We start from the raw sequence: 25,023 nt of genomic DNA, 5'->3' as shown, positions 1-25,023 counted from the left end.
GCGATCGCTTATCCACCCTACAAAAACCAAGAGTAGTGGCGTAGGTCGAATAAGCGCAGCGCCATCCGACAAACAATAATTCACCTACAAAAAACCCGGTATTAAACCGGGTTTTTTAATGCTCTTAGCTAGCTTTGCGCTCGTGCGTCTGGCGGTATTCAACCAGGTCGGCGATGGTCACCACCGCCATATTATGCTGGCGGGCAAAGGTGATGCACTCTGGCGCACGCGCCATGGTGCCGTCGTCGTTGGTCAGCTCGCACAGCACGCCAGCAGGTTTGAAACCGGCCAGCGTCACCAGGTCAACGGTGGCTTCAGTGTGGCCGCCGCGAGTTAACACGCCGCCAGGCTGAGCCCGCAGCGGGAACACGTGCCCCGGGCGGTTCAGGTCACTTGGCTTAGCGTTATCGGCAATCGCCGCACGAACGGTGGTGATACGGTCTGCGGCAGAAACGCCGGTGGTCACGCCGTGGGCGGCTTCAATGGTCACGGTAAAACCGGTGCCGAAAGCACTGGTGTTGTTATCAACCATCATCGGCAGTTCGAGCTGTTTGCGACGTTCGTCGGTCAGGCACAGGCAGACAATGCCGCTGCCGTGGCGAATGGTCAGCGCCATTTGCTCAACGGTCATGGTTTCAGCAGGGAATATCATGTCGCCTTCGTTCTCGCGATCTTCATCGTCAAGAACCATCACGCCGCGGCCTTCGCGCAGTGCGTTAAGCGCATGTTCAACGCGCTGAGTCGGGGTGCCAAATGCAGAAAGTAGCGTCTGATTCATGGTAAAAAAACCTCATTAAAATTATGGTTACCAGAATCAGGGCAGTCTTAGGAGCTATAAAAAATAACGTGGGCAGGCCGGGGCCTGTCTTGATCGTTACTCTCTCCCATCCGGACTTTAACCGTCGGCCCCGGAATTACACCGGATCTGCTGACCTCCGGCGTGAACCGGAGCGCTCGCGGGCTTTCAGCGTAAGCTGATTTACCGCCGGTGGGGAGTTTCGCCCCGCCCTGAGAATAAGCAGGCTTACTATAACGCCGATGATTTTCTCTGGCAACGGCATTTCAGGTTTATCACCTGCCCATCAGGCATTACAATTAGGTTAAACACGCCGGTTAAATGGAAGCCACTATGATTGACCCGAAAAAAATTGAGCAAATCGCCCGCCAGGTTCATGAGTCAATGCCGAAAGGGATTCGTGAGTTCGGGGATGATGTCGAGAAGAAGATCCGCCAGGTGCTGCAGTCGCAGCTTACTCGTCTTGATCTGGTGAGCCGCGAAGAGTTTGACGTGCAGACTCAGGTGCTGCTGCGCACCCGCGAAAAGTTGGCCCTGCTGGAGCAGCGTTTAAGCGAGCTGGAAAGCCGCGAAGCTCATACTCCAGCGCCTGCGGTTATCCCGCCAACTGACCCGCAAATGTAATCTTTTACTCCCCCGCTTGCCGGGGGAGTAAGTTGCTATCAGGCTTCGTTATTCTGGATGCGCTTGATGATGTTGGTGGTTGAACAACCATCTTCAAAGTTCAGCACCATCACTTCACCGCCGTTCGCCCACACCTCTTTACTGCCAGCGATGTCATCCGGCTTGTAGTCACCGCCTTTAACCAGCAAATCCGGCAGGATCTCGCCTATCAGGCGCTGCGGAGTGTCTTCTTCAAACAGCACCACCCAATCCACCGCTTCCAGCGCGGACAGCACGATCATGCGCTGATCCTGCGGATTCACCGGACGGGTTTCCCCCTTCAGACGTTTGGTAGAGGCATCGCTGTTCACCGCGACAATCAGGCGATCGCCCAGCTTGCGCGCGTTCGCCAGGTAGGAAACGTGGCCCGCGTGCAGAATGTCGAACACGCCGTTGGTCATCACGACCTTCTCGCCGCGTTTACGGGCGCTGTCAACGGCAACCTTCAGCTCAGCTTCGGTCATCACGCCAAAGCCGGTATCGGCACGGCCCCGCACCGCGTTTTCCAGCTCGATTGGGGAAACGGTTGAAGTCCCCAGTTTACCCACCACCACGCCTGCGGCAGCGTTGGCAAAGTAGCAGGCTTCTTCCAGAGAATTTCCTGCGGCAAGCGTGGCGGCCAGAACGCCAATCACCGTATCGCCCGCACCGGTCACATCGTAAACTTCCTGTGCCTGAGTCGGCAGATGAACAGGCTCCAGCCCTGGCTGCAGCAGCGTCATGCCCTGTTCTGAACGGGTGACCAGCAGAGCGGAGAGATCGTAATCTGCAATCAGCTGCATGCCGCGTTCCACCAGCTCGGCTTCGTTTTTACACTTGCCGACCACCGCTTCAAACTCGGAGAGGTTTGGCGTCAGTAGGGTCGCGCCGCGGTAGCGTTCAAAATCAGTGCCTTTTGGATCGATAAGCACCGGCACGTTGGCGGCGCGAGCGAGGCTAATCATCTGGCGTACGCTTGCCAGCGCGCCCTTGGCGTAATCCGAAAGCACCAGCGCGCCGATGTGCGGCAGCGCCTGGCTAATACGCTCATGCAAAGGTTCAGGATCGACGCCTTCAAAGCCTTCTTCGAAGTCCAGGCGAATCAGCTGCTGGTTACGGGAAAGCACGCGCAGCTTAGTGATCGTAGGATGAGTAGGAACGGAAACGAAATCGCATTTAACGTTAACGCCCGCCAGCGTCTGGCTGAGCGCGCGCGCGGCATCATCAATCCCCGTCAGGCCAACCAGGCGTGAATTAGCGCCGAGTGAAGCGATGTTCATCGCCACGTTCGCAGCACCGCCAGGGCGTTCTTCAATGGTATCCACTTTCACCACCGGCACCGGGGCTTCCGGGGAGATACGGCTGGTTGGGCCATACCAGTAGCGATCCAGCATCACATCACCAACCACCATGACGCCTGCACGGCTGTATTCGGGCAGCGTTACTTTCATTCCTGACTCTCCAGAGAGGGAAAAAATTTTGCGCGAGATAATATCACAATTAGACCTGAGCGCGCGTTTACGCCTCGCCCAGCCACGTTTTCCAGCTGCGTTCAACCTGCTCGCGCTCGGCGGCAAAGGCATCCAGCGCCACGTTACCCGGCAGTTCCTGCAGGGCGAGATGGTGCAGCTCATCGCGCAGCGTGACGTAAGCATGCGTCAGCGCCTTCGCTTCGTCATCACTCATGATGTCGTTTTGCGCCATTAATTCCAGAATGCGCACATTATCGGACCAGCGCGTTAATTTTGGGGCCTGCGCCGCATAGCGTAAAACCAGGTATTGGGTGATGAATTCAATATCCGTAATCCCCCCCTGATCGGCTTTGATATCAAAACGATCGCGATGCTTGCCGCCCAGATGAGCGCGCATTTTTTCGCGCATTTCGCGCACTTCCGTTTGCAGCCTGTCGCCCTCGCGCGGGCGGGTAAGAATTTCACGGCGAATGGCGTCAAATTCGCGGTTCAGCAGCGGATCGCCGTAGACGATGCGCGCGCGAACCAGCGCCTGATGTTCCCACGTCCAGGCTTCGTTTTGCTGGTAATCAGCGAAAGCTTCTGCCGTGGTGACCAACATTCCCGCCGCGCCAGACGGGCGCAGACGAGCGTCTACCTCATACAAAATGCCGGATGAAGTACGGGTGCTAAACAGGTGAATAACGCGCTGGGCAAGACGCAGATAGAACTGACGTCCGTCGATTTCACGCTCGCCGTCGGTCATCACATCCGCCGGGCAGTCGTGCAGGAAGACTAAATCAAGATCCGAACTGTAGCCCAGCTCCCAGCCGCCTAGCTTACCGTAGCCGACAACCGCAAAGCCGCGCCCTTCGCGCTCGCGCAGATGTTTAGGCTGGCCGAAGCGCGCCACCATTTGCGTCCAGGCCTGCTGCACAACGGCGTCGATGATCGCCTCCGCAAGCCAGGTAAGATGGTCACTCACCTTCATGACCGGCAGCGTGCCGGTAATATCCGCGGCGGCAACGCGCAGTAGCTGAGCCTGCTTAAACTGGCGCAGCGCCTCAAGCTGCTGCTCTTCGTCGTCGTCAGGCACGCGCAGCAGATACTGACGCAGTTCGTCTTTGTAGGCGTCCGTTGCGGTTGGCTGGTAGAGCGTATTCGGGTCGAGCAGTTCGTCCAGCAGCAGCGGGTAGCGCGCGAGCTGGCCCGCAATCATTGGCGACGCGGCGCATAGCGTAATGAGGTGTTTGAGTGCGCCCTGATACTCCGTCAGCAGTTCGAGGTAGGTGGTGCGGGTGACGATGCCCAGCAGCAGAGGCGTCAGGCGGGACAGCGGCAGCGGCGCATCGCTTCGTGAACATGCTTCGCACAGCAGGCGCGGCATCAGCTGGTCCAGCACCTGGCGGCCGCGTGGGCCGATGGTGCGCTTGTCGGTATCCTGACGAAATTCCCTGACCAGCCGCAGCACTTCGCCGCGCGCTTGCGGCGTTAAATGCGCGAGCACGGCTGAAGTGTCGTCCGCGTCGAGCGCGTCCTGCCACAGCTCGCGCCACGCCTCGGCGATTTTGTCCTCGCCCGCTTCCGGCTCGTCGTCGCCAATCAGCTCGTTAAACACCTGCCGCACGGCCTGCATGTGCGCCTGCAAAGTCTGCTGCAGCGCATCCCAGCTTTCTTCGTCCATACCCCATGCGAGGCGCGCGCGGTTAAGCTCGTCGCCCGGCAGCGTCTGGGTCTGTTCGTCATTGATGCTTTGCAGCAGATTTTCCAGACGGCGCAGGTAAAGATAGGCCGCGCGCAGCCGCCGGGCGTCGTTTTCAGGCAGAAGATGCAGCTGCTGGATGGCTTCGAGCGTGGGGAGCAGCGAGCGGGACTGGAGCGAAGGCTCGCGCCCGCCGCGAATAAGCTGGAACACCTGAACGATAAATTCGGTTTCGCGAATGCCGCCCGCGCCGAGTTTGATATTGTCCGTCAGGCCACGACGGCGCACCTCGCGGGCAATCATCCCCTTCATGTTGCGCAGCGACTGAATGACGCTGAAGTCGATGTAGCGGCGGAAGACGAACGGACGCAGCATATTGCGCAGCTCCTGGCTCCACGCGTCGTCGTTGTCGCCCATGATGCGCGCCTTGACCATCGCATACCGTTCCCAGTCGCGCCCCTGTTCCTGGTAGTAATCTTCCAGCGCGGCAAAGCTCAGCACCAGCGGGCCGCTGTCGCCAAACGGGCGAAGGCGCATGTCCACGCGGTAGACGAAGCCGTCCTGCGTGGGCTGGTCGAGAACCTTGATGAGCTTCTGGCCGAGGCGCGTGAAGAACTGCGCGTTATCCAGCTCGCGCCGCCCGCCCTGGGTTGAGCCGTTTTCCGGCCAGGCAAAGATCAGATCGATATCCGAGGAAAAGTTCAGCTCGCAGCCGCCCAGTTTCCCCATGCCGAGGATCATCAGCGGCTGCGGGACGCCAGCCTGATTGCAGGGCGTGCCCCATTCGCGGCAGCAGGCGGCGTAAAGCCAGTCTCGCGCGCAAATAATCAGGGTTTCCGCTAGTACGGAAAGCTGCTGTAGCGAGCTTTCCGTCGGCACCTGCTGCAAAGTTTGTGACCAGGCGATGCGCACCATTATTCGGCGACGAAACAGGCGCAGCGCCTTCATCAACGCCGTTTCGTCATGCACGTCCTGCAATTCACCTTGCAGCCAGGCGGCGTAATGCTGCCACTCGTCGGCCTGCGGGGGGCTTTGCTCCAGTTCCAGCAGCCAGGCGGGATACGCCACGAGGCTGTCGCAAACAAAATCACTGAAGGCCAGCACCGCCAGCGCCTGGGCGCTTAGGCTTTGACTTTCAATCTCTTGTGGCAGACGCGGCAATACCGCCTGCAGGTGCTGCTGTAAAAGGAGCGAGTGCGGCATAGGGTTATCCCGGCAAGTGATTATTTCCCGCTGTGCAGCCAGAACGGCGCCTGCGAGATGGCTTCATTACGATAGTGTTCGATTTCAACCTGCTGGCGCGTGGTAATGGCGTGGCGCAGGCCCTGCCAGTTGTCGAGCCACGGCAGCGTTACCGCGTCGTCATAAACGCCCGCTAACAGGCGCATGGAGTCCGTTTCGCGCGCCAGGCGCGGCAGCTGGTCGCCATAGGTATCGCCCAGCGGGCGCTGGAAGGTGTTGCGCAGCTCCGCCGCGTGGCGCGAAAGATGCGTGTCCGCAAAGCGCTTAAAGGAACCGGCGAGCTTGGTGCTGCCTTTTTCATCGATAAACGGCTGCCACTGGCGGCCCACCAGCCATTCGGTCAGCGCAAGCTTCGCCTGGCTGCTTTCCGGGCTGAAGACCAGCTCTTCCGCTTTTAAGTTTTGCGCCAGCAGCGCTTCGTAGCTCATCAGCAGTTCACGTAAGTGAGCGCTCGCTTTGCGGGGCACGATTCCGCCAAACAGCGCTAAAGCGTGGCGAACCAGGCCAACCGCATTCACCACCGCGCTTTTCGCCTGTTTGCTGCCGCGTACCCACAGCTCTTCGTGATAAAGCCAGTGTTCAAGCGCCATTTCCAGCGAGCCTTCCAGGCCCTGCTCGACCGTTGCTTTTGGCGCAACGCGCAGCACGGTCAGCGGTTTGATTTCGCGTGGCGCATCGCCCGCCGCCAGATGGTAGCCGCGCGCGGCTTTGCTCAGGCTTCCCTGACGCAGGCCAGGTTGGGCGACCAGCTGCTGGGCTAGCTCCAGAACCGCAGAGGTTTCACCTTCCAGCAGCTCAAGCTCCAGCTCGCACAGCGGTTCGCTCAATTCCCCGGCCTTTACTTCGCCGAGATCCAGGGCAATTTCGACCTTGCTTCCACGGTGAGTAACCACCCACTTTTCACGCGCAAAGTCCGTGCTGAACAGCGGCTTTAATGCGTCCTGCAAAGCGGTAACGTCCACGCCTTCCGGCCAGATTTCAGCGGGCAGCAGCGCAAGATCCAGTTCCGGCTTGCTCAGCTCGACGTTGTACTCGGGGCGCTGGTGAAGCCCGCCGACCGCACGGCCTGCGATTTTCATCGTCATTTCATAGCGGCCATCTACCCCGCGAATACGCAGGCCCATATCATGGCTACGCAGCGTATTGTCCGCCGTTTCGTAATAGATATTATGCAGCTGGCGCGGATCTGAATGTTCGCTTTCAAGGGAATTTAAGGTGTTACGCAGCGCATCCAACGCGGTTGGATTAACGATAAATTTGAGTTCGATTTCTTGTGGCATCGTCTTTTTACTTTTGGTTGTGTCACACGGGATGATATCCCGGCGAACTTAATAGCGAGTTGCTGGTCAGTAGATAATAATTTGCCACAGATTACCACGCCCAGCGCGCAATTTGGCAGGCAACAAACCGGACATTATGGCGATAACACACTGAACAAGTGGCTAAATAGACACCAGGATGATTCTCATTCAGGTTTACGGATTGCACCGTCAGACTGATGCCACTACTATCGTTCCACACTTTATGACAATAATGATGAACTCATGCAGAAATTACGCTTAATTTGCCTTACTTTGCTTTCTCTTAGCATTACCCCCATTGCGGCTCATGCCGACGAAAAACGCTATGTTTCCGACGAATTAAATACCTGGGTTCGTAGTGGCCCGGGTGATAACTACCGCCTGCTGGGTACAGTTAACGCTGGCGAAGAAGTTACCCTCCTGCAAAGCAACGAAGAAACCAAATATGGACAGGTGCGCGACAGCAACGGCCGCACTTCCTGGATTCCTCTTGCGCAGCTGAGCACCAATCCAAGCCTGCGCACCCGCGTCCCGGTTCTGGAACAACAGGTTAAAGACCTGACGGACAAGCTCACCAATATCGACACCACCTGGAATCAGCGCACGGCAGAAATGCAGCAAAAAGTCGCGCAGAGCGACAGCGTGATAAACGGCCTGAAAGATGAAAATCAGCAGTTGAAAAACCAGCTGATCGTCGCACAGAAAAAGGTGAACGCCGCCAACGTGCAGCTTGATGACAAGCAGCGCGCCATCATCATGCAATGGTTTATGTATGGCGGCGGCGTGCTGGGCGTCGGCCTGCTGTTTGGCCTGCTGCTGCCGCACATGATCCCAAGCCGCAAGAAGAAAGACCGCTGGATGAATTGATCTTCAACCCTGTATCCTACACTTATGTATTAGCGTGAGTTAACAGATGCGGGGTGTATGGAGTGAAGATTTATCTGGTCGGTGGCGCAGTTCGTGATGGGTTGTTAAAACTACCGGTCAAAGATAAAGATTGGGTCGTGGTTGGCGCAACCCCGCAGGAAATGCTGGACGCGGGCTATCAACAGGTTGGGAAGGACTTCCCGGTTTTCCTGCATCCAAAATCCCGCGAAGAGTACGCGCTGGCACGCACCGAGCGTAAATCTGGCCAGGGTTATACGGGGTTCACCTGTTATGCCGCGCCGGACGTTACGCTCGAACAGGATTTGCTGCGCCGCGATCTCACGATCAACGCGATTGCCCAGGACGAACACGGCGAGTTTATTGACCCGTACAACGGGCGTGCCGATATCGAAAAGCGATTGCTGCGACACGTTTCACCGGCCTTCAATGAAGACCCGCTGCGCGTCCTGCGCGTGGCGCGATTTGCCGCACGCTACGCCCATCTGAACTTCCAGATTGCCCCAGAAACCCTGGCGCTCATGCAAAGCATGGCCGAAGGCGGCGAGCTTGCGCACCTGACGCCCGAGCGCGTCTGGAAAGAAACGGAAAACGCGTTAACCAGCCGTAACCCGCAGGTTTATTTCGACGTGCTGCGCAGATGCGGCGCGCTCGCCGTGCTGTTCCCGGAAATAGACGCCCTGTTCGGCGTCCCCGCGCCCGCCAAATGGCACCCTGAAATCGACACCGGCCTTCACGTGCTGATGACGCTCGCCATCGCCGCCCAGCTCAGCCCGGAAGTGGACGTAAGATTTGCCACGCTTTGCCACGATCTCGGCAAGGGGCTGACGCCGAAAGAGTTCTGGCCTCGCCATCACGGGCACGGCCCGGCGGGCGTTAAACTGGTGGAAAATATCTGCCAGAGAATGCGCGTGCCAAACGAGATCCGCGATCTGGCCAAGCTGGTGGCGGAGTATCACGATCTCATTCACACCTTCCCGATTTTGCAGCCGAAAACCGTGGTGAAGCTTTTTGATGCTATCGACGCCTGGCGCAAGCCGCATCGCGTTGAGCAAATCGCGCTTACCAGCGAGGCAGACGCGCGCGGGCGCACGGGCTTTGAAGGCAGCGACTATCCGCAGGGCAGAATGCTGCGCGATGCCTGGGTCGCCGCCCAGCGGGTGACGAATAAAGAGGTGATTGAGGCAGGTTTTAGCGGCCCGGCAATTCGTGAAGAGCTGACCAAGCGCCGTATTGCGGCGGTAGATTCATGGAAAAAGTCACAGGGCCTGACAACGCCTTCGGAATAGTGTCTTTTCTGATATTACTGATAAAAGAATAGCCCTCAAATGAGGGCTATTTTATTTTGACGGAATTACTTAAGCATATCTGCCATGACCAAGATTTTAGCTACGGTGGCTGGGTTAGGGGAAACACGTTCAACCACCACAGTTTCACCCACGGAGATGTCGCCTTCCCCGGAAGTGACTTCGATAACGCTACCCTTGTCCGTCATGGTGGAGTAATAGCATTTACCGTTGTCGCAGTTAAAAATATAATTCCCTTTTTTCTTATTATCATCAATGACTTTGGCAACCCAAGAAGAACCATCCGCGCTTTTAAGCATCGTCTTGTCAAACGTGACGGTAACGGTTGGAACATTGTTGGTTTTAGCTACCTTAAGTGATTTCACGCTGCCATCATTGATAACGGGATTATTACCGTTAAGCATGTCCTGGGTTACGGTAAGCTGGGCGAGAATAGCCGAGCCTGGTGCCGTGCGTTTTACCGTAATCACCGACCCCGGAGTCAGTAAATATCTTACATCGCCTGTTCGCAGTGACACCTCTTTACCGTAGTTTTCGCGATAGCTGTAGTAGTGTTTGCTGCCTTCGGTAGAGAAGACATATTTACCGTCAATCTCAACCCGATAATTATTGCCAGCGCTAAGTTTCGCCGCATCCAGGTTTACCGTAATACGGGTTTGGTTATCGTAAAGGCTTACCGTTAGCCCTTTCAGTTCTTCACTTTTTACGTCCGGATCTGGAAGCGGCGTGCTTTTCACTGACTTAACAATATTGCCTAATTCATGATCCGGCGTGTCCCCGCTTAGATCCCAGATAATCGTGCCACCGAAGCCCTGCTGGTTGATGTAGTCAACTTTCTCTTTAATTGACTGCGGGTCATCATAAGTCAGGAACTCTTGCTTGCTTGCGCTATACAAATAGGGAACGCGAGACTCAGAGTCCCAGTAGCGAACATACTCACCGCTAGCCAGCTTCTGCTTCAATACGTACCACGGGTTCGTACCGGTAAACTGGCCCACGTCATCCCAGGCACCTTTAACCGTTGCGGCACCGGTTGCGAATAATCCCGGCAAGCCTGCAATAATTTGTGTTCCCGGAACATGCCCCCAGCCGCGACCATAGTAGGGAATACCCATCATGAGTTTCGCTTTCGGTACTTTCCAGGTATTAACGTATTCGTTCATGGCCGCCGAAACGTTGAACTTCGGATCTTCGTCTTTGGTATTCGCGAAAAGCGGTGCGTTGTGCCCGGTTAACGGATCGAATGCGCCGTGAATGTCGTAGGCCATCACGTTGACGCTATCCAGTAAAGAAGCCGTTACCTGTGGATTGATATATTGGATGTTTTTGTGATTGGTCGTTACTGCGGCGGAAAGCTGATAATACTTATCATCCTTCAAACCCTGAGCGTCTAGCTTGCTGCGTAGTGACTGAATCAGTTTAGTAAACTGAGCTTTCTCGGCTGTGCTGTCCGGATATTCCCAGTCAACATCAACGCCATCAAAATTCCACTGGCGCATATAGGAGACCATGCTGTTAGCCAGTTTTACTATACCCGCATCCGTAGCCGTTGCGGCTTCAAAAACGCCTTCCTCGGAATTCGTCCACCCGCCGATAGAAACCATATGCGCAACGTTTGCAGCTTCCGTGCGGCTATCAAGATCGCGCATCAGGCCTGGCGCTTTTTCGCTGTCATGCATGACGACAACGCCATCTTTCACTACCGCGAAGCCATAGTTGAGATGAGTTAAGCCGGAATAGTCCACCTTATCAGGGGTGAAATAATTATGGGCTTCATAAACACCCCATTCAGGGAAATAGCCGATCACTTTACGCTGTGCCGCAACCTTAGCTTTTTCTTTCTGTTGTAAATCCGTGGCGTCTTTACCCGTAAAAGGCGTGAACTGGAAAGTGGCATAGGTTTGATAATCAATTTTATCGCCTTTTTTCCACACCGGATCGGTAGAAGGACTTATCCCCTGATCGACCCACCATTGCGCCGTCCAATAATATCCCAGGAAGCGGACTGTTTCACCGCCTCGATATGTTCTATTTGGATCATAATCAGCAGAAATAATTGCCAGCTCTTGTTTTTGGGCCACCATGGCCAATACGCTACCGGGGAAATTGTTCTGTGTAGTGTTGGCATAGGCAACCCAGCTATGGCCGCCATCTTTAGAAATCATCATCGAGCTATCAAGGCCGGAGAAGCTGTTAGTTTGATCGTTTGCTGTGACTGATGCGGCACACGCAGCTAAAGGCGAGCCGGCGATTGACAATAGAATTGCCACGCTTAAATTATTTATACGCATAAAACCTCCAATATCATCCATAATATTTCCCGTAACGCTTATTGATTCAGCGATCGGCTGAGGACTTATATCACTCACGTTAAAATTAATTAAGTTAAATATATTAATTGAATATTTAAATTATTTACCCCCAGTGACCTATAAATTAAATATTAATTTATTCAGGAATCATTCGTGGTGAATATAGTTATTTACTCGCGTAAAGATGGATAATCGATATTGTAGATGACGCAGACGGGGGTGAGCCCCCAGCCGCAAGGCTGAGGGCGGAGAGCTTACATAAAGACGAAATAAACCGCTGCGGCCACAAAGAAGCGGTAGATAGCAAACGGAATGAACGACATACGTTTGATGATTTGCAGGAAGGTTTTGATGGCAATCAGCGCGACCACAAACGCGGTGAGGAAGCCCACGGCAAACATCGGCGCGTCTGCCATGGTCAGGAAGCCGATGCTTTTATAGACGTCCAGCACCGTTGCGCCCATCATCATCGGCACCGCCAGCAGAAACGAGAATTCGGACGCGGCATAGCGGCTTACGCCCATCAGCATGCCGCCGGAAATGGTCGCACCGGAGCGGGAGAAGCCCGGCCACAGCGCCAGGCACTGGAAGCAGCCGATGATAAACGCCTGGCGATAGGTCATATCGTCCACCCCAACGGCGCGCGGCTCTTTCGGCTTCAGCAGCTCGGCGGCAATCAGCAGCACGCCGCCGACCACCAGCGCGTACATGACGTTTATCGGATTGAACAGCGACTTGATGGCGTCGTGGAAGATCAGGCCCAGCACCACGGCAGGCACCATGCCCAGAAGAATATGGATCAGCGACAGGCGGCCTTTGCCGGTGCCTTCGTGAGGCGTGCGGCCAAAGTGAATGCCAATCAGGCCAAATAGACGGCGCCAGAACATCACGACAACAGCAAGGATCGAACCCAGTTGGATCACCACTTCAAACGTCTTGGCGGTGTCGCCTTCAAATCCCAGCAGGTGACCGACAATGATCATATGACCGGTGGATGAGACAGGTAAAAACTCCGTCAGCCCCTCAACAACCCCGAGAATCGCGGCTATCGCCAGCGAGTGAAAATCGCTCATTAATAAACCCTCATACCCCTAAAAAAGACACAAAAAAGCGGCGCGCACGATGCGACTGCCGCAAAAGGTTACTGGCTATGACCAGAGTAGACTCGTTTGGTTTAGCAATTATGAACTTATTTCTTTGAATTCAGATTACTGCCACGTTCAATAACCACGCCAACGTTAGCCGCCTGAGCAACCGCACCAGGCTTGCTCACCTTAAGGCGAACCCACGGTGAGTTAAAGCGGGATAGCAGCAGCTGGGCCACTTCCTCCGCCACGCGTTCGACTAGCGCAAAGCGCCCGCCGGAAACGTGGCTGATAACCGCTTCGCTGACGTCCGCGTAGCTCAGACAATCCTTCACGTCGTCGCTTGCCCCCGCCGGGCGGTTGTCCCACGCCATTTCGATATCGAAGATCAGCTTCTGATCGATGGTCTGCTCCCAGTCGTAAACACCGATAGTGGTGATTACGGTAAGTTGTTCTATAAATACAATGTCCATCACGCCCTGCCTGGTTTTTGGTGACGCCAGATACCACTTCCGGCGAAATATGCGTATTATCCACAGATGCGAAGAATACAACGACACTTTCAAAATGGAACAGCGTTATGAGTGCAATCGCGCCTGGCATGATTCTCCTTGCGTATCTTTGCGGCTCGATTTCTAGCGCCATTCTGGTCTGCCGACTCGCGGGTCTTCCCGATCCACGAGAGCACGGTTCCGGCAATCCAGGAGCGACCAACGTCTTACGTATTGGCGGCAAAGGCGCAGCCGTAGCGGTACTCATTTTTGATGTTTTAAAAGGTATGCTGCCGGTCTGGGCGGCGTATGCACTCGGCGTAACCCCTTTCTGGCTCGGGCTTATCGCCATCGCCGCCTGTCTGGGGCATATCTGGCCGGTCTTCTTTAAATTCCGCGGTGGTAAAGGCGTGGCGACGGCGTTCGGTGCCATTGCGCCCATTGGCTTCGATTTAACCGGCGTGATGGCGGGAACCTGGCTGCTTAGCGTATTGCTCAGCGGCTATTCGTCCTTAGGGGCGATAATCAGCGCGCTGATAGCGCCGTTTTACGTTTGGTGGTTCAAGCCGCAGTTTACCTTCCCGGTCGCCATGCTCTCCTGCCTTATTCTCATGCGCCATCACGATAATATTCAGCGCTTGTGGCGCGGCCAGGAAACCAAGATCTGGAAGAAACTGCGCAAAAAGTCAAAAGACCAGGACAAAAAATAACCCCCGGCTACAGGGCTCAGAAGCGATAGCTTCCGCCAACCACGCCCGCTACCGCGCTGTAGCCGCTGCCGCCCATCTGGGTGGACACGTTGCCCCACAGGTTTAATCTGTCGCTCAGCCTACCTTCGATACCCAGTTTGATTTCCCCCGCGTTGCGCGTCCCCGCCACGCCCACGCTTTCATCATCCAGCGAAATCCCCACCGGACGGGTGTTGTGCAGCCAGTTTGTCTCAACGTAGGTGGTAAACAGTCTGCCGCTGGTTTTATCCCTGGACGAAACGCCGTCCCTTGAGAGCTTCACGCCGAGCCTGCTTTGCAGATTGTTCCTGCCGTCGGCGCTCACCTCCGTTCCGTTTTGTTCCCGCACATCGTCAGCCTGCGCGCCCTGCCAGATAAGCTGCGCCTGGGGCGTCAGATAAACGCCGCCGCTCTCACTTTGGGACAGCCCCATGCGATAGCCGCTTTCAACCGAGCCGCTAAAGCCGTTGATGTCATAATTCTGCTGAGCGATTTGCTCGCCGTTCACCTGCGCCTTGAACCAGCTGTACTGCAGCCAGGTGTCGACATACGCCCCCTGCTGATTTTTCCCGTCCTGATACCAGGTGCCGTACAGCCCGGCGCTGTAGCCGTCCAGCTTCCCTTTTGAGCTGTAGCCGCTGCGGTTGGCGTCCGTGTGGCTTTGCGCGTTGGCATAGCCAAACATTACGCCAACGCCGAGGCGATCGTCATCGGCAAACTGCCCCTGCGCAAGCTCGCCGCCGCCCTGCACCATATAGCTGTTGACGCGGGTTTTAAGCTGCCCGCTGCCGTCATAAAAGCCCGTGCGGGAGCCGAACTGCCTGAGCCAAAGCGTGGAATCTTCCGCTCTGCCAGCGCGATCGGAAAGGCTTTGGGTGAAAAGCGTGTTAGCCGCCGCGAGGTTCGCCAGATAGCTGCCCGCTTCGGGCCGCACAACCTGCGGCGCAGGCGTTGGTTCAGGCGTCGGCGGGGCGGGCTGCTGGCTGCGCAGATACCAGTTGCCGTTAGCGTCGCCCGGCATCCCCTGCTGGAGGAAGTAATCGTAAGCTCCGGCCACCACGCGTCCGTCCAGGGTAAACCGGCCGCTGGACTGCCCGGCTACGCTGATGATCTCGATCCCCCGGTTTGTGAGCGCGCCGCTGCCCCCGGCATTATTGATTTTCACCCGTGTGCTGCCGCTGCTGTCGCCCAGAATCACCAGCCTGTCCGTCGCCGAGCCGTCGCCGCCTAAAACGGTGCTCAGGGTTAATAGCCCGTTGTTGCCGATGTAGTTGCCGTTGACCGTCAGCACGCTTGCGGGCGCCGGGCTTGCCATGACGATATTTCCGGCGTTGGTCAGATTCCCGCCAACGGTGAAGTTACCCGCCGGGCCCGACGCAAATGGAGGAAGGGCGTCGGCAACGGCGAGCGTCCCCTGGTTATCAACGTTTCCCGCAACGCCGCCGTAGCCGCCGAATACCGTCCCGCTGGCGATGTTGACCTGCGAGCTTGCAAGCGTTGCGGCCGCCGTCTGGCTACCTATCGCTAGCGTACCGCCGCTGAGGGTGGTGGTGCCGGTGTATGACTGATCGGCTAGAAGCTGCAGCGTGCCCGGCCCCACCTTAATGACATCCCCGGAGCCGGAAACAGCGCCCGAAAGCGCGGTATCCCGATCGTTATTCACCCTGAGCGTGGCGCTGCCAAGCTCGACGTTGCCGCCCCCGGAAAGGTTGTTGATTGCCTGATCGAAACCGTCCAGCGCAAGCGTTGCCCCTGAAGCGATACGCACCTCGCTGCTTTGCGTCAGCGCGTTGTCAATTCCGGCTTGTAGCGTCCCGCCGTTAATCAGCGTCGGGCCGGTGAACAGGTTGTGCTTCGCGAGGGTCAGCGTGCCTTCCCCGGCTTTGGTAAGGGTTTTGCCATCCCAGCCGGTGGCCGGATTAGCGGCCTGGTCGAGCAGAGGTGCGCTCAGGTAGAAGCTTTCCTGCGGCGTCGCCAGCGTGAACACGCCGTTGGCCTTTTCCGGCGTGCTGGAGTGCGCCGCATACCAGGTCAAACGAACCGCCGCGCTGTAGTTTTGGCTTAACGCGTCTTTAAATCCTTCTACTTCTGCATAATCCACCGGGGAAGTCGCACCGCCGATGCGCAGCGCCGAGAAATCCCCGTCGATGCCTCCCGGCGCGGCGGTGCTCATCACCAGGAAAGTCTGCCCGGCAAACTGCTGCGCCGTGCCCTGCTGGCGAAAATTGATCCCGGCGATATTCAGCGAGGAACCCGCGCCGAGCAGAGCATTATCTGCCGTGACGATCGGCTGCGTCTGCCCCGGCACCACCGCAAGCCCGCCCTGCAAATCGAAGCGGTTAGCGACGTTTAGCGCGCCGCTGTCGCCCACGCCGATAAATGCCCCGGCGGCGGTATTCACGTCGCCCGAACTGGTAAATGAAACGTTGTGCGCAAGGTTTAGCGCGCCCTGATTTACGTTTACCTCTCCGGCCGAAGATCCATTTTTTTGCAGCGTGGCGATGCCCGCGCCCGCTTTATTTAGTACGCCGCTGCCGGAAATCAGGTTCTGCACCCGGCTGACGGTAGCGAAATCCAGCGTCAGGATCGCGCCGTTGAAGATATCCCCAACGCCAAGCGCCGCGCCGGCTGTGGCAACAAGCGTGCCCGCATTGATGCTGATGCCGCCGCTAAAGCTGCTGTTCCCGGAAAGGGTCAAAGCCGCGGCCCCCTCTTTCACCAGCTTGCCGCTGCCGGTTATCGAACCGGAAAAGTTCGTATCCGCCTGGCCGTTTGCCGTAAGCGTGGCGCTGCCGAGGGCGAGGGTTCCCGCACCGGAGAGATTATTCAGACGCTGATCGAAATTATTCAGCGCAAGCGTGGCTCCACTCGCGACGGTCACGCTGGACGAATCGGCAAGGGCATCTGCGGTGTTGGTTTGCAGGGTGCCGCCGTTCACCAGCGTCCTACCGGTGTAGGTATTCTTTGCGGAAAGAAGCAACGTCCCGCTGCCGCCTTTAGTCAGGCTCTGCCCGTCCCAGCCGCTGGCGAACGGGCCGGACTGGTTTGCCAGCGCCACGTCCACATCGAAGGTATCTGCGGGGTTAATCAGGGTAAAGGTACCGTTGCCCTCGGCCGGACCGGCGAGCCAGCGCAGGCCAAAATCAAGGTTGTAATCCTGATTGTTGTTGGCCTTGCCGCCCGTAATAACAAGGTAATCAGCCGGGTTGCTGAAGCCTATCGAGGTGAAATCCCCGGTGATTCCGGAAGAAGTGGTGCTGTGCAGGACGTTGAGCGTTTTACCGATTATGCTGCTGGCTGAACCCGGCGCGCCCGTTAACGCCAGCGCGCCGCTAAGCCCGATAGTTGTCGCCGTTGCGGCAGGTTGGGCCGCGTTCAGGGAGGATTCAAATATCGCGGCCCCCTGCTGCAACAGCTGGCCCGTGATATTTAAGGTTGAACCCGCCGCCACGGACGTTTTAGCGCCGCTGGCGGTGGTGAAATTGCCGGTAGAATTGAAGGCACCGGCGGGAGAAAACGCCAGCGTGCCGCCGTTCACCGAAACGTTGCCCTGGGAAGAACCCGCGCCGCTTAACGTCACGACGCCGTCGTTTTGTTTGCTTAACGAGCCGCGGCCGCTCAGCACTCCGGCGTAGGTCGAGCTGCCGCTTCGGTTAAAAATCAGCGATCCGGCGTTGTTAACATTGCCGCTTAACGTTCCCTGATTCGCCCCGTTTACCGCGTCAGACCCGATTTGTAATGTGGCTCCGCCGTTTATTGTGGTGCTGCCCGTGCGCGTATCGTTACCCGCAAGTACCAGCTTCCCGGCGTTCAGCGTCAGGCTGCCGCTGCCGCTGGTTCCCCCGGCAAACGTGTTCGTTCCGGTTGAGCTTGTTGCGCCCCCGCCTGCATCCACGACGATCGCCCGCCTGCTGAGGAAGTCTTGCGTCATTTCAAGGGTGCCGCCGTTAAACGTCAATACGCCGCTTTGTGCCCCAAGATTATCGTCTGCGGATACCGATACCCGCCCTTCGTTGAGCAGCATGCCGCCGGTCCAGGTGTTGTCCCCGGAAAGAATGATCAGGCCGCCGCCGGTTTTTACAAGCTGATAACCGTTGCCATCGTCGCCGATTGCGCCGCTAATCGTGCCGATATAGTCAGAATAGACCGCACCGATGCGCGCATTGCCCGTGAGCGTAATGGCTCCGGCTTGAATAGCGTCGCTATCCAACCGCAGGGCACCATACGGCCCGCCGCCCTCCGGCCATCCGTCCCCTTCAAGCAGTAAAGGCGTGGTGAAGTTAGCCGAACTGCCCAGCCACAGCGTGCCGCCGTTCTGGACAACAATTTTCGCTCTGGGCGCCGGGTCTGAGCTTTTAACCTGCAGGCGCGCGCCGTTTTCAATAACCACGCTGCCGGTAAACGAATTGCTGTTAGAGCTGAGGATATAGGAGGACTCGCCGCTAACGCCCGTGCCTCTGAATATCAACACGCCGTCACCAGATACCGCCGTATTCAGATTAAATTTTGTATCGGAGCGATAGAACACCAGAACGCCGTTATTCAACACGGGTATTTTTACGTCGCCCGTCGTTCCACCCGCCCCCACCTGAAGCGACCCGCCCGGCTCAATATTCACGCCGGAGGTGTGATTGTTATAGCTGTAGAGGGAGCCTGGCAGTATCAGTATTCCGCCCTTTTCAACGGTTAAGGCAGACCCCGAAACCGAGCTGAGTAATACATCGCCGCCCAGAACCCAGCGTCCGCCAACGTCGATGGCATCAAACCCTGTGGCACCGCCGATATTGGCATTGGCTTCGCCCACGCCCGACAGCAGCAAAATATTGCCGCTTCCGGCGCTCAGAATATCGCCTTTAATGACCGAGCCTGAACCAAGCCGCAGCGTGTTATCGGCACCGTTAAGTGAGATAGCGGTGCCGCCCGTTCCGACGATCGTCCCGTTGTTAAGCAGCGTATTGTTATTTGACGCGAGGTTAATACCGACCAGCCCCGTCACCGACGAGCCGGCCCGGGTGGCGATCTGCGTTCCAGACGACGTGAAGCTGATGCCATCGCCCGCGGCATTAACAACCCCTTGCAGCAGCAGCTGCCAGCGGGACGCGCCATCGCCAACCAAACCGTCGCCCTGAGCGGTGGTGATGAGCGAAGACCCCGGCAATATAAAAGAGGTTTCGTTAGAGGACAGCGACTGCAGTGAGACCGTTTGCGTAGAAGAAGGAAGGACTATTGCTGCAAAAGCAGGCGGCGCTATCCCCATCATTAACAAAGAAGGAAGCAAGCAGGCAATCAGTTTTCTCGGGGATGTCGCGAGATGTCTACCCAATGGGCTCACCTTTATAAAGCCACACATTTCGTGTCAGGAGCGGATCGTCAGCCGGGGCCGTTTAACATCGAATCCATAAAATTCTCACGGGCAGACAATGCGCGCGAGCGTGTCGATGTTAATGATTATAAGAAGAAGATAAATGAAATGTTAAAAATATATTCTGGAGAGGGAGGAAGGGAAATTATGCGTGCCGGGAAGCTTGTTGGCACGCATGTTGAAAATTTATGCCGCAGGCAGCTCCGCAAGCGGCCAGCGTGGCCGAACCGTTACGCTCAACTCACCCGCCGTTCCGGCCTTGAGGCGAATCATACCCGCGTAGGCAATCATCGCGCCGTTGTCGGTGCAAAATTCCGGGCGAGCGTAGAACACTTCGCCGCGACGTTTGGCCATCAGCTCTTCCATACGTGCCCGCAGCGTGCGGTTAGCGCTGACGCCACCGGCCATCACCAGGCGTTTGAAACCTGTCTGATCCAGCGCGCGTTTGCACTTAATTGCCAGCGTATCGACAACCGCATCTTCGAAGGCGCGGGCGATATCGGCGCGGGTCTGGTCGTCCGCTTCGTTGCCGCGAATGGTGTTGGCGGCAAAGGTTTTAAGACCGGAGAAACTGAAATCCAGACCGGGACGATCGGTCATCGGGCGTGGGAAGACAAAGCGCCCTTCGGTACCCTGTGCCGCCATTTTCGACAGCATCGGCCCGCCGGGATAGTCCAGGCCAAGCAGCTTGGCCGTTTTATCAAAGGCTTCGCCCGCTGCGTCATCAATCGACTCGCCAAGCAGCTCATACTGACCGATGCCGGTGACGCTTATCAGCTGCGTATGCCCGCCGGAAACCAGCAGCGCAACGAACGGAAATTCTGGAGGGTTATCTTCCAGCATCGGCGCTAATAAATGGCCTTCCATATGGTGGACGGGTACGGCAGGAACATCCCAGGCAAACGCCAGCGCGCGGCCAACCGTCGCACCAACCAACAGCGCGCCGACCAGGCCTGGGCCTGCGGTATAGGCCACACCGTCGATGTCGTCAGCGGTCAATCCCGCCTCTTTGAGCGCAGCCTGAATCAACGGCACGGTTTTACGAACGTGGTCGCGGGAGGCCAGCTCCGGCACGACGCCGCCGTAGTCAGCGTGTAATTTCACCTGACTATACAGTTGGTTGGCTAATAGCCCCTTTTCATCGTCATAAATGGCGATGCCGGTTTCATCACAGGATGTCTCTATACCCAATACGCGCATGGCTTTCTCTACCTCACAGTCTTGCGGCGAAGTTTATGCTCCCCGGCATCACTTGTATAGCCTGGAGCATTCGAGACAGAGCAACGCGGCAAGGGAGTGAATCCCCAGGAGCTTACTACAGTAAGTGACTGGGGTGAGGGAGTGTAGCCAACGCAGCTATAGCTCGAAGGATACGGCTGTAAAACTTTGCTCACATCTTAACCTCGAGTGGTGTATAATCCGCACCCCTGGAAGATTCCGGCCTTAAAAGCCAGGTTTCTGGTTGTCCGGTGCTTTACAAAGCAGCAGCAGTTGCAGTAAAATTCCGCACCATTTTGAAATAGCTGGCGCATCAGTCAGCGGCAAACCGAATTTATCAAAGGTGAGAGTTAATGCCGGTAATTAAAGTACGTGAAAACGAGCCATTCGACGTAGCACTGCGTCGCTTCAAGCGTTCTTGTGAAAAAGCAGGTGTTCTGGCGGAAGTTCGTCGTCGTGAGTTCTATGAAAAACCGACTACCGAACGTAAACGCGCTAAAGCTTCTGCTGTGAAACGTCACGCGAAGAAACTGGCTCGCGAAAACGCACGCCGCACTCGTCTGTACTAATTCCCTGAAGGGTCATCCCTTCGGAACAGACAAGTTGTAGTTGTAAAGGCCGTGCTTCCGAAAGGAATGCGCGGCTTATTTTCGTTTATGAACTGACCTGCCCTTCAGGTTTCTGGCGTGAGCTTACAAAGTCAACGGCAGACCAACTTACGGGGTCAAACGGGGCCTATGGCTGGACGAATCCCACGTGTTTTCATCAATGACTTGCTGGCACGCACCGACATCATCGATCTGATCGATGCCCGGGTGAAGCTCAAGAAGCAAGGCAAGAACTACCATGCGTGCTGTCCGTTCCATAACGAAAAAACCCCTTCTTTCACCGTAAACGGTGATAAACAGTTTTACCACTGCTTCGGATGCGGAGCGCACGGCAACGCGCTGGATTTTTTAATGAACTACGACAAGCTTGAGTTTGTCGAAAGCGTTGAAGAACTGGCGGCCATGCACAACCTTGAAGTGCCGTACGAAGCGGGTAACGGGCCAAGCCAGATCGAGCGCCATCAGCGGCAGAGTCTTTATCAGTTGATGGACGGCCTTAACGCCTTTTATCAGCAATCCCTGGCGCAACACAATGCGGAACCTGCCCGCCAGTATCTGGCACAGCGTGGGTTAAGCGCAGAAGTCATCAAGCATTTTGCTATCGGTTTTGCCCCTCCCGGCTGGGATAACGCGTTAAAGCGTTTTGGCGGTAATGCCGAGAATCGTCAGGCACTGACGGATGCAGGCATGCTGGTGACCAACGATCAGGGTCGCAGTTACGATCGCTTCCGCGAAAGGGTGATGTTCCCCATCCGCGATAAGCGAGGCCGGGTAATTGGTTTTGGTGGCCGCGTGCTGGGCGATGCCCTGCCGAAGTACCTGAACTCCCCGGAAACCGATATTTTCCATAAAGGCCGCCAGCTTTACGGCCTGTATGAAGCCCAGCAGAGCCAGCCGGAACCGGCGCGCCTGTTGGTGGTCGAAGGTTATATGGACGTGGTGGCCCTCGCGCAATATGGCATTTCTTACGCCGTTGCGTCACTGGGCACCTCAACCACCGCCGACCATATCCAGCTGCTGTTCCGGGTAACCGATAACGTCGTGTGTTGTTATGACGGGGATCGCGCCGGACGCGACGCCGCATGGCGAGCGCTGGAAACGGCACTACCGTATATGACGGACGGCCGTCAGCTACGCTTTATGTTCCTGCCGGACGGTGAAGACCCGGACACGCTGGTACGTAAAGAAGGAAAAGAAGCCTTTGAAGCGCGAATGGAACATGCTCAACCGCTTTCGACGTTTCTTTTTAATAGCCTGATGCCACAGGTCGATTTGAGTTCACCGGATGGTCGCGCGCGCCTTAGCACGCTGGCATTACCCCTGATTAGTCAGGTACCTGGTGAAACTTTGCGCATTTATCTGCGTCAGGAGCTGGGCAACAAACTCGGCATTCTGGACGACAGCCAGCTTGAAAAGCTGATGCCAAAGCTCGCGGAAAGCGGTACGCCGCGCCCGGCTCCACAGCTAAAACGCACAACCATGCGTATACTGATAGGACTGCTGGTACAAAATCCAGAGCTGGCTCCCTCTGTTCCACCGTTAAACGGTTTGGAAGAGGCGAAGCTGCCGGGGCTGAAGCTATTTATCGATTTGGTAAATACCTGTCTGGCCCAGCCAGGCCTGAGCACAGGACAGCTTTTAGAGCACTATCGCGGCACAAATGAAGCCGCTACCCTTGAAAAACTGTCGGCCTGGGACGATATAGCAGATAAGGACATTGCGGAAAAAACGTTCACCGACGCGCTGGAGCATATGTTTGACTCCGTGCTCGAGCTGAGGTTTGAAGAATTAATGGCACGCTCCAGAACGACGGGCTTAACGCCTGCGGAGCGTGAGGAAGTCCGCGTGATAACAGAATCACGCGCGAAAAAGTAAATACTCGCGGCTTAACTGCCGAACATTGATCGGGTCAAACCCGAACGCCGCACGGACGGGCTGCGGCATAAAAATAAACAGCCCTCGTTACGTTATTGTTGGCGGCAACGCCTACCGACACAACCCTAATACTGAAGTGTGGATACCGTCTTATGGAGCAAAACCCGCAGTCACAGCTGAAACTTCTTGTCCAACGTGGTAAGGAGCAAGGCTATCTGACCTATGCTGAGGTCAATGACCATCTGCCGGAAGATATCGTCGACTCCGATCAGATCGAAGACATCATCCAAATGATCAATGACATGGGCATTCAGGTGATGGAAGAAGCACCTGACGCCGATGACCTGTTGCTTGCTGAAAACTCAAACAACACCGATGAAGATGCGGAAGAAGCAGCCGCACAGGTGCTGTCCAGCGTAGAATCCGAAATCGGGCGCACCACCGACCCGGTTCGCATGTACATGCGTGAAATGGGTACCGTTGAGCTGTTAACCCGTGAGGGTGAAATCGATATTGCGAAGCGTATCGAAGACGGTATCAACCAGGTTCAGTGCTCCGTTGCCGAATATCCGGAAGCGATCACTTATCTGCTGGAACAGTACGATCGCGTCGAAGCCGAAGAAGTTCGCCTGACCGATCTGATCACCGGTTTCGTTGATCCTAATGCAGAAGAAGATTTGGCCCCGACCGCCACACACATTGGTTCTGAGCTTACCAGCGAAGAAAACAGTGATGATGACGAAGAGGACGATGACGACGACGACGCCGAAGATGACAACAGCATCGATCCGGAGTTAGCGCGCGAGAAATTCAGCGAACTGCGTACCCAGTACGAAAGAACGCGCGACACCATCAAAGCGAAGGGCCGCGCTCATGCAGACGCCGCCGCCGAGATCCTTCAGCTGTCCGAAGTCTTCAAACAGTTCCGCCTGGTGCCGAAGCAGTTCGACTACCTGGTAAACAGCATGCGCGTCATGATGGACCGCGTTCGTACGCAAGAACGTATCATCATGAAGCTGTGTGTTGAACAGTGCAAAATGCCGAAGAAAAACTTCATCACGCTGTTCACCGGCAACGAAACCAGCGAAACCTGGTTCAACGCTGCCATCGCCATGAACAAGCCGTGGTCTGAAAAACTGCGTGACGTGTCTGACGACGTGCACCGCAGCCTGCAAAAACTGCAGCAGATTGAAGAAGAAACCGGCCTGACCATCGAGCAGGTTAAGGACATCAACCGTCGCATGTCTATCGGTGAAGCGAAAGCCCGCCGTGCGAAGAAAGAGATGGTGGAAGCGAACTTACGTCTGGTTATTTCTATCGCCAAGAAATACACCAACCGTGGTCTGCAGTTCCTCGACCTGATTCAGGAAGGTAACATCGGCCTGATGAAAGCCGTTGATAAGTTTGAATATCGCCGTGGTTATAAGTTCTCAACTTATGCGACCTGGTGGATCCGTCAGGCTATCACCCGCTCCATCGCCGACCAGGCGCGTACCATCCGTATTCCGGTGCATATGATTGAGACAATCAACAAGCTCAACCGTATTTCGCGCCAGATGCTGCAAGAGATGGGCCGCGAACCTACGCCGGAAGAGCTGGCTGAACGCATGCTGATGCCGGAAGACAAAATCCGTAAAGTGCTGAAAATAGCAAAAGAGCCAATCTCCATGGAAACGCCAATCGGCGACGATGAAGATTCGCATCTGGGTGATTTCATCGAGGATACCACCCTCGAGCTGCCGCTGGATTCTGCAACTTCTGAAAGCCTGCGCTCTGCCACGCACGACGTGCTGGCAGGCCTGACCGCTCGTGAAGCGAAAGTCCTGCGTATGCGTTTCGGTATCGATATGAATACCGACCACACGCTGGAAGAAGTGGGTAAACAGTTCGACGTTACCCGCGAACGTATCCGTCAGATCGAAGCGAAGGCTCTGCGCAAACTGCGCCACCCAAGCCGCTCTGAAGTGCTGCGTAGCTTCCTGGACGATTAATTCGTCCACTCCCCTCATCCCGTCTTT

16 protein-coding genes and 1 riboswitch are annotated in these 25,023 nt (G+C 56.3%); of the genes, 7 read left to right on the top strand and 9 right to left on the bottom strand.

Going from position 1 to position 25,023, the window contains the following annotated elements:
- Positions 1 to 124: 124 nt before the first annotated feature.
- Positions 125 to 778, bottom strand: coding sequence for a 3,4-dihydroxy-2-butanone-4-phosphate synthase (gene ribB, locus ACSPHG_RS03450; RefSeq protein WP_435952143.1), 654 nt, complete (start codon positions 776 to 778; stop codon positions 125 to 127).
- A 94-nt stretch (positions 779 to 872) separates the two neighbouring features.
- Positions 873 to 1,020, bottom strand: a riboswitch (FMN riboswitch).
- A gap of 109 nt (positions 1,021 to 1,129) precedes the next feature.
- Between ribB and ubiK the strand changes: the two genes are divergently transcribed.
- Entirely contained in the window at positions 1,130 to 1,420 is a 291-nt protein-coding gene (ubiK, locus tag ACSPHG_RS03445) for a ubiquinone biosynthesis accessory factor UbiK (RefSeq protein WP_435952142.1), read from the top strand.
- Between the two features lie 38 nt (positions 1,421 to 1,458).
- On the opposite strand, the gene hldE is transcribed toward ubiK, so the two are convergent.
- The 3 genes from hldE to ACSPHG_RS03430 all read right to left on the bottom strand — a co-directional run bounded on the left by hldE (position 1,459) and on the right by ACSPHG_RS03430 (position 7,113).
- Positions 1,459 to 2,889, bottom strand: a complete 1,431-nt coding sequence (hldE, locus tag ACSPHG_RS03440; protein ID WP_435952141.1) for a bifunctional D-glycero-beta-D-manno-heptose-7-phosphate kinase/D-glycero-beta-D-manno-heptose 1-phosphate adenylyltransferase HldE — start codon at positions 2,887 to 2,889, stop codon at positions 1,459 to 1,461.
- 67 nt (positions 2,890 to 2,956) lie between these two features.
- Positions 2,957 to 5,794 (bottom strand): bifunctional [glutamate--ammonia ligase]-adenylyl-L-tyrosine phosphorylase/[glutamate--ammonia-ligase] adenylyltransferase, encoded by a 2,838-nt coding sequence (gene glnE, locus ACSPHG_RS03435; protein WP_435952140.1) that lies wholly within the window; start codon positions 5,792 to 5,794, stop codon positions 2,957 to 2,959.
- A gap of 20 nt (positions 5,795 to 5,814) precedes the next feature.
- Positions 5,815 to 7,113, bottom strand: coding sequence for a CYTH domain-containing protein (locus tag ACSPHG_RS03430; protein ID WP_435952139.1), 1,299 nt, complete (start codon positions 7,111 to 7,113; stop codon positions 5,815 to 5,817).
- A 264-nt stretch (positions 7,114 to 7,377) separates the two neighbouring features.
- Between ACSPHG_RS03430 and ACSPHG_RS03425 the strand changes: the two genes are divergently transcribed.
- Complete coding sequence (locus ACSPHG_RS03425) at positions 7,378 to 8,001, top strand: TIGR04211 family SH3 domain-containing protein (protein ID WP_435952138.1); 624 nt, start codon at positions 7,378 to 7,380, stop codon at positions 7,999 to 8,001.
- Positions 8,002 to 8,063: 62 nt separating this feature from the next.
- Entirely contained in the window at positions 8,064 to 9,308 is a 1,245-nt protein-coding gene (locus ACSPHG_RS03420; protein ID WP_435952137.1) for a multifunctional CCA addition/repair protein, read from the top strand.
- Between the two features lie 65 nt (positions 9,309 to 9,373).
- Here the strand turns inward: ACSPHG_RS03420 and ACSPHG_RS03415 are convergent, their stop codons facing one another.
- The 3 genes from ACSPHG_RS03415 to folB form a co-directional block, all read right to left on the bottom strand.
- The gene (locus ACSPHG_RS03415) at positions 9,374 to 11,617 is read right to left on the bottom strand and encodes a glycosyl hydrolase family 18 protein (RefSeq protein WP_435955930.1); all 2,244 of its coding nucleotides are present in this window, start codon (positions 11,615 to 11,617) and stop codon (positions 9,374 to 9,376) included.
- Between the two features lie 275 nt (positions 11,618 to 11,892).
- Positions 11,893 to 12,711: an undecaprenyl-diphosphate phosphatase gene (gene bacA, locus ACSPHG_RS03410; protein WP_435952135.1), complete on the bottom strand. Its 819-nt coding sequence runs from the start codon at positions 12,709 to 12,711 to the stop codon at positions 11,893 to 11,895.
- 116 nt (positions 12,712 to 12,827) lie between these two features.
- Positions 12,828 to 13,196, bottom strand: a complete 369-nt coding sequence (gene folB / locus ACSPHG_RS03405; protein ID WP_435952134.1) for a bifunctional dihydroneopterin aldolase/7,8-dihydroneopterin epimerase — start codon at positions 13,194 to 13,196, stop codon at positions 12,828 to 12,830.
- Between the two features lie 107 nt (positions 13,197 to 13,303).
- Between folB and plsY the strand changes: the two genes are divergently transcribed.
- Positions 13,304 to 13,924 (top strand): glycerol-3-phosphate 1-O-acyltransferase PlsY, encoded by a 621-nt coding sequence (plsY, locus tag ACSPHG_RS03400; protein WP_435952133.1) that lies wholly within the window; start codon positions 13,304 to 13,306, stop codon positions 13,922 to 13,924.
- A gap of 16 nt (positions 13,925 to 13,940) precedes the next feature.
- On the opposite strand, the gene ACSPHG_RS03395 is transcribed toward plsY, so the two are convergent.
- Both ACSPHG_RS03395 and tsaD read right to left on the bottom strand, forming a co-directional pair.
- Positions 13,941 to 19,100, bottom strand: a complete 5,160-nt coding sequence (locus ACSPHG_RS03395) for an autotransporter outer membrane beta-barrel domain-containing protein (protein ID WP_435952132.1) — start codon at positions 19,098 to 19,100, stop codon at positions 13,941 to 13,943.
- 390 nt (positions 19,101 to 19,490) lie between these two features.
- The gene (gene tsaD, locus ACSPHG_RS03390) at positions 19,491 to 20,504 is read right to left on the bottom strand and encodes a tRNA (adenosine(37)-N6)-threonylcarbamoyltransferase complex transferase subunit TsaD (protein WP_435952131.1); all 1,014 of its coding nucleotides are present in this window, start codon (positions 20,502 to 20,504) and stop codon (positions 19,491 to 19,493) included.
- Between the two features lie 371 nt (positions 20,505 to 20,875).
- Here tsaD and rpsU point away from each other — a divergent pair, with 371 nt between their 5' ends.
- The 3 genes from rpsU (at position 20,876) to rpoD (ending at position 24,996) form a co-directional block, all read left to right on the top strand.
- On the top strand, positions 20,876 to 21,091 hold the full coding sequence (gene rpsU, locus ACSPHG_RS03385; RefSeq protein WP_001144069.1) for a 30S ribosomal protein S21: 216 nt from the start codon (positions 20,876 to 20,878) through the stop codon (positions 21,089 to 21,091).
- A gap of 168 nt (positions 21,092 to 21,259) precedes the next feature.
- The gene (dnaG, locus tag ACSPHG_RS03380) at positions 21,260 to 23,005 is read left to right on the top strand and encodes a DNA primase (protein ID WP_435952130.1); all 1,746 of its coding nucleotides are present in this window, start codon (positions 21,260 to 21,262) and stop codon (positions 23,003 to 23,005) included.
- A gap of 152 nt (positions 23,006 to 23,157) precedes the next feature.
- A complete protein-coding gene (rpoD, locus tag ACSPHG_RS03375) occupies positions 23,158 to 24,996 on the top strand; it encodes an RNA polymerase sigma factor RpoD (RefSeq protein WP_435952129.1) in 1,839 nt (612 codons plus the stop codon).
- Positions 24,997 to 25,023 lie beyond the last annotated feature (27 nt).

The sequence above is a fragment of the Dryocola baronae genome (genome assembly GCF_051297175.1).
In the GTDB taxonomy this organism is placed as follows: domain Bacteria; phylum Pseudomonadota; class Gammaproteobacteria; order Enterobacterales; family Enterobacteriaceae; genus Dryocola.
Note: the sequence above shows the minus strand (reverse complement) of the source record. Positions and strands in the feature narration are given on the sequence as shown.

Bases quoted from the DNA above. Each gene is read 5' to 3' on its own strand.
- glnE (WP_435952140.1), bottom strand. From the start codon at position 5,794: ATGCCGCACTCGCTCCTTTTACAGCAGCACCTGCAGGCGGTATTGCCG.
- bacA (WP_435952135.1), bottom strand. From the start codon at position 12,711: ATGAGCGATTTTCACTCGCTGGCGATAGCCGCGATTCTCGGGGTTGTT.
- tsaD (WP_435952131.1), bottom strand. From the start codon at position 20,504: ATGCGCGTATTGGGTATAGAGACATCCTGTGATGAAACCGGCATCGCC.
- ACSPHG_RS03425 (WP_435952138.1), top strand. From the start codon at position 7,378: ATGCAGAAATTACGCTTAATTTGCCTTACTTTGCTTTCTCTTAGCATT.
- plsY (WP_435952133.1), top strand. From the start codon at position 13,304: ATGAGTGCAATCGCGCCTGGCATGATTCTCCTTGCGTATCTTTGCGGC.
- dnaG (WP_435952130.1), top strand. From the start codon at position 21,260: ATGGCTGGACGAATCCCACGTGTTTTCATCAATGACTTGCTGGCACGC.
- hldE (WP_435952141.1), bottom strand. From the start codon at position 2,889: ATGAAAGTAACGCTGCCCGAATACAGCCGTGCAGGCGTCATGGTGGTT.
- ACSPHG_RS03430 (WP_435952139.1), bottom strand. From the start codon at position 7,113: ATGCCACAAGAAATCGAACTCAAATTTATCGTTAATCCAACCGCGTTG.
- folB (WP_435952134.1), bottom strand. From the start codon at position 13,196: ATGGACATTGTATTTATAGAACAACTTACCGTAATCACCACTATCGGT.
- rpoD (WP_435952129.1), top strand. From the start codon at position 23,158: ATGGAGCAAAACCCGCAGTCACAGCTGAAACTTCTTGTCCAACGTGGT.
- ACSPHG_RS03415 (WP_435955930.1), bottom strand. From the start codon at position 11,617: ATGCGTATAAATAATTTAAGCGTGGCAATTCTATTGTCAATCGCCGGC.
- ribB (WP_435952143.1), bottom strand. From the start codon at position 778: ATGAATCAGACGCTACTTTCTGCATTTGGCACCCCGACTCAGCGCGTT.
- rpsU (WP_001144069.1), top strand. From the start codon at position 20,876: ATGCCGGTAATTAAAGTACGTGAAAACGAGCCATTCGACGTAGCACTG.
- ubiK (WP_435952142.1), top strand. From the start codon at position 1,130: ATGATTGACCCGAAAAAAATTGAGCAAATCGCCCGCCAGGTTCATGAG.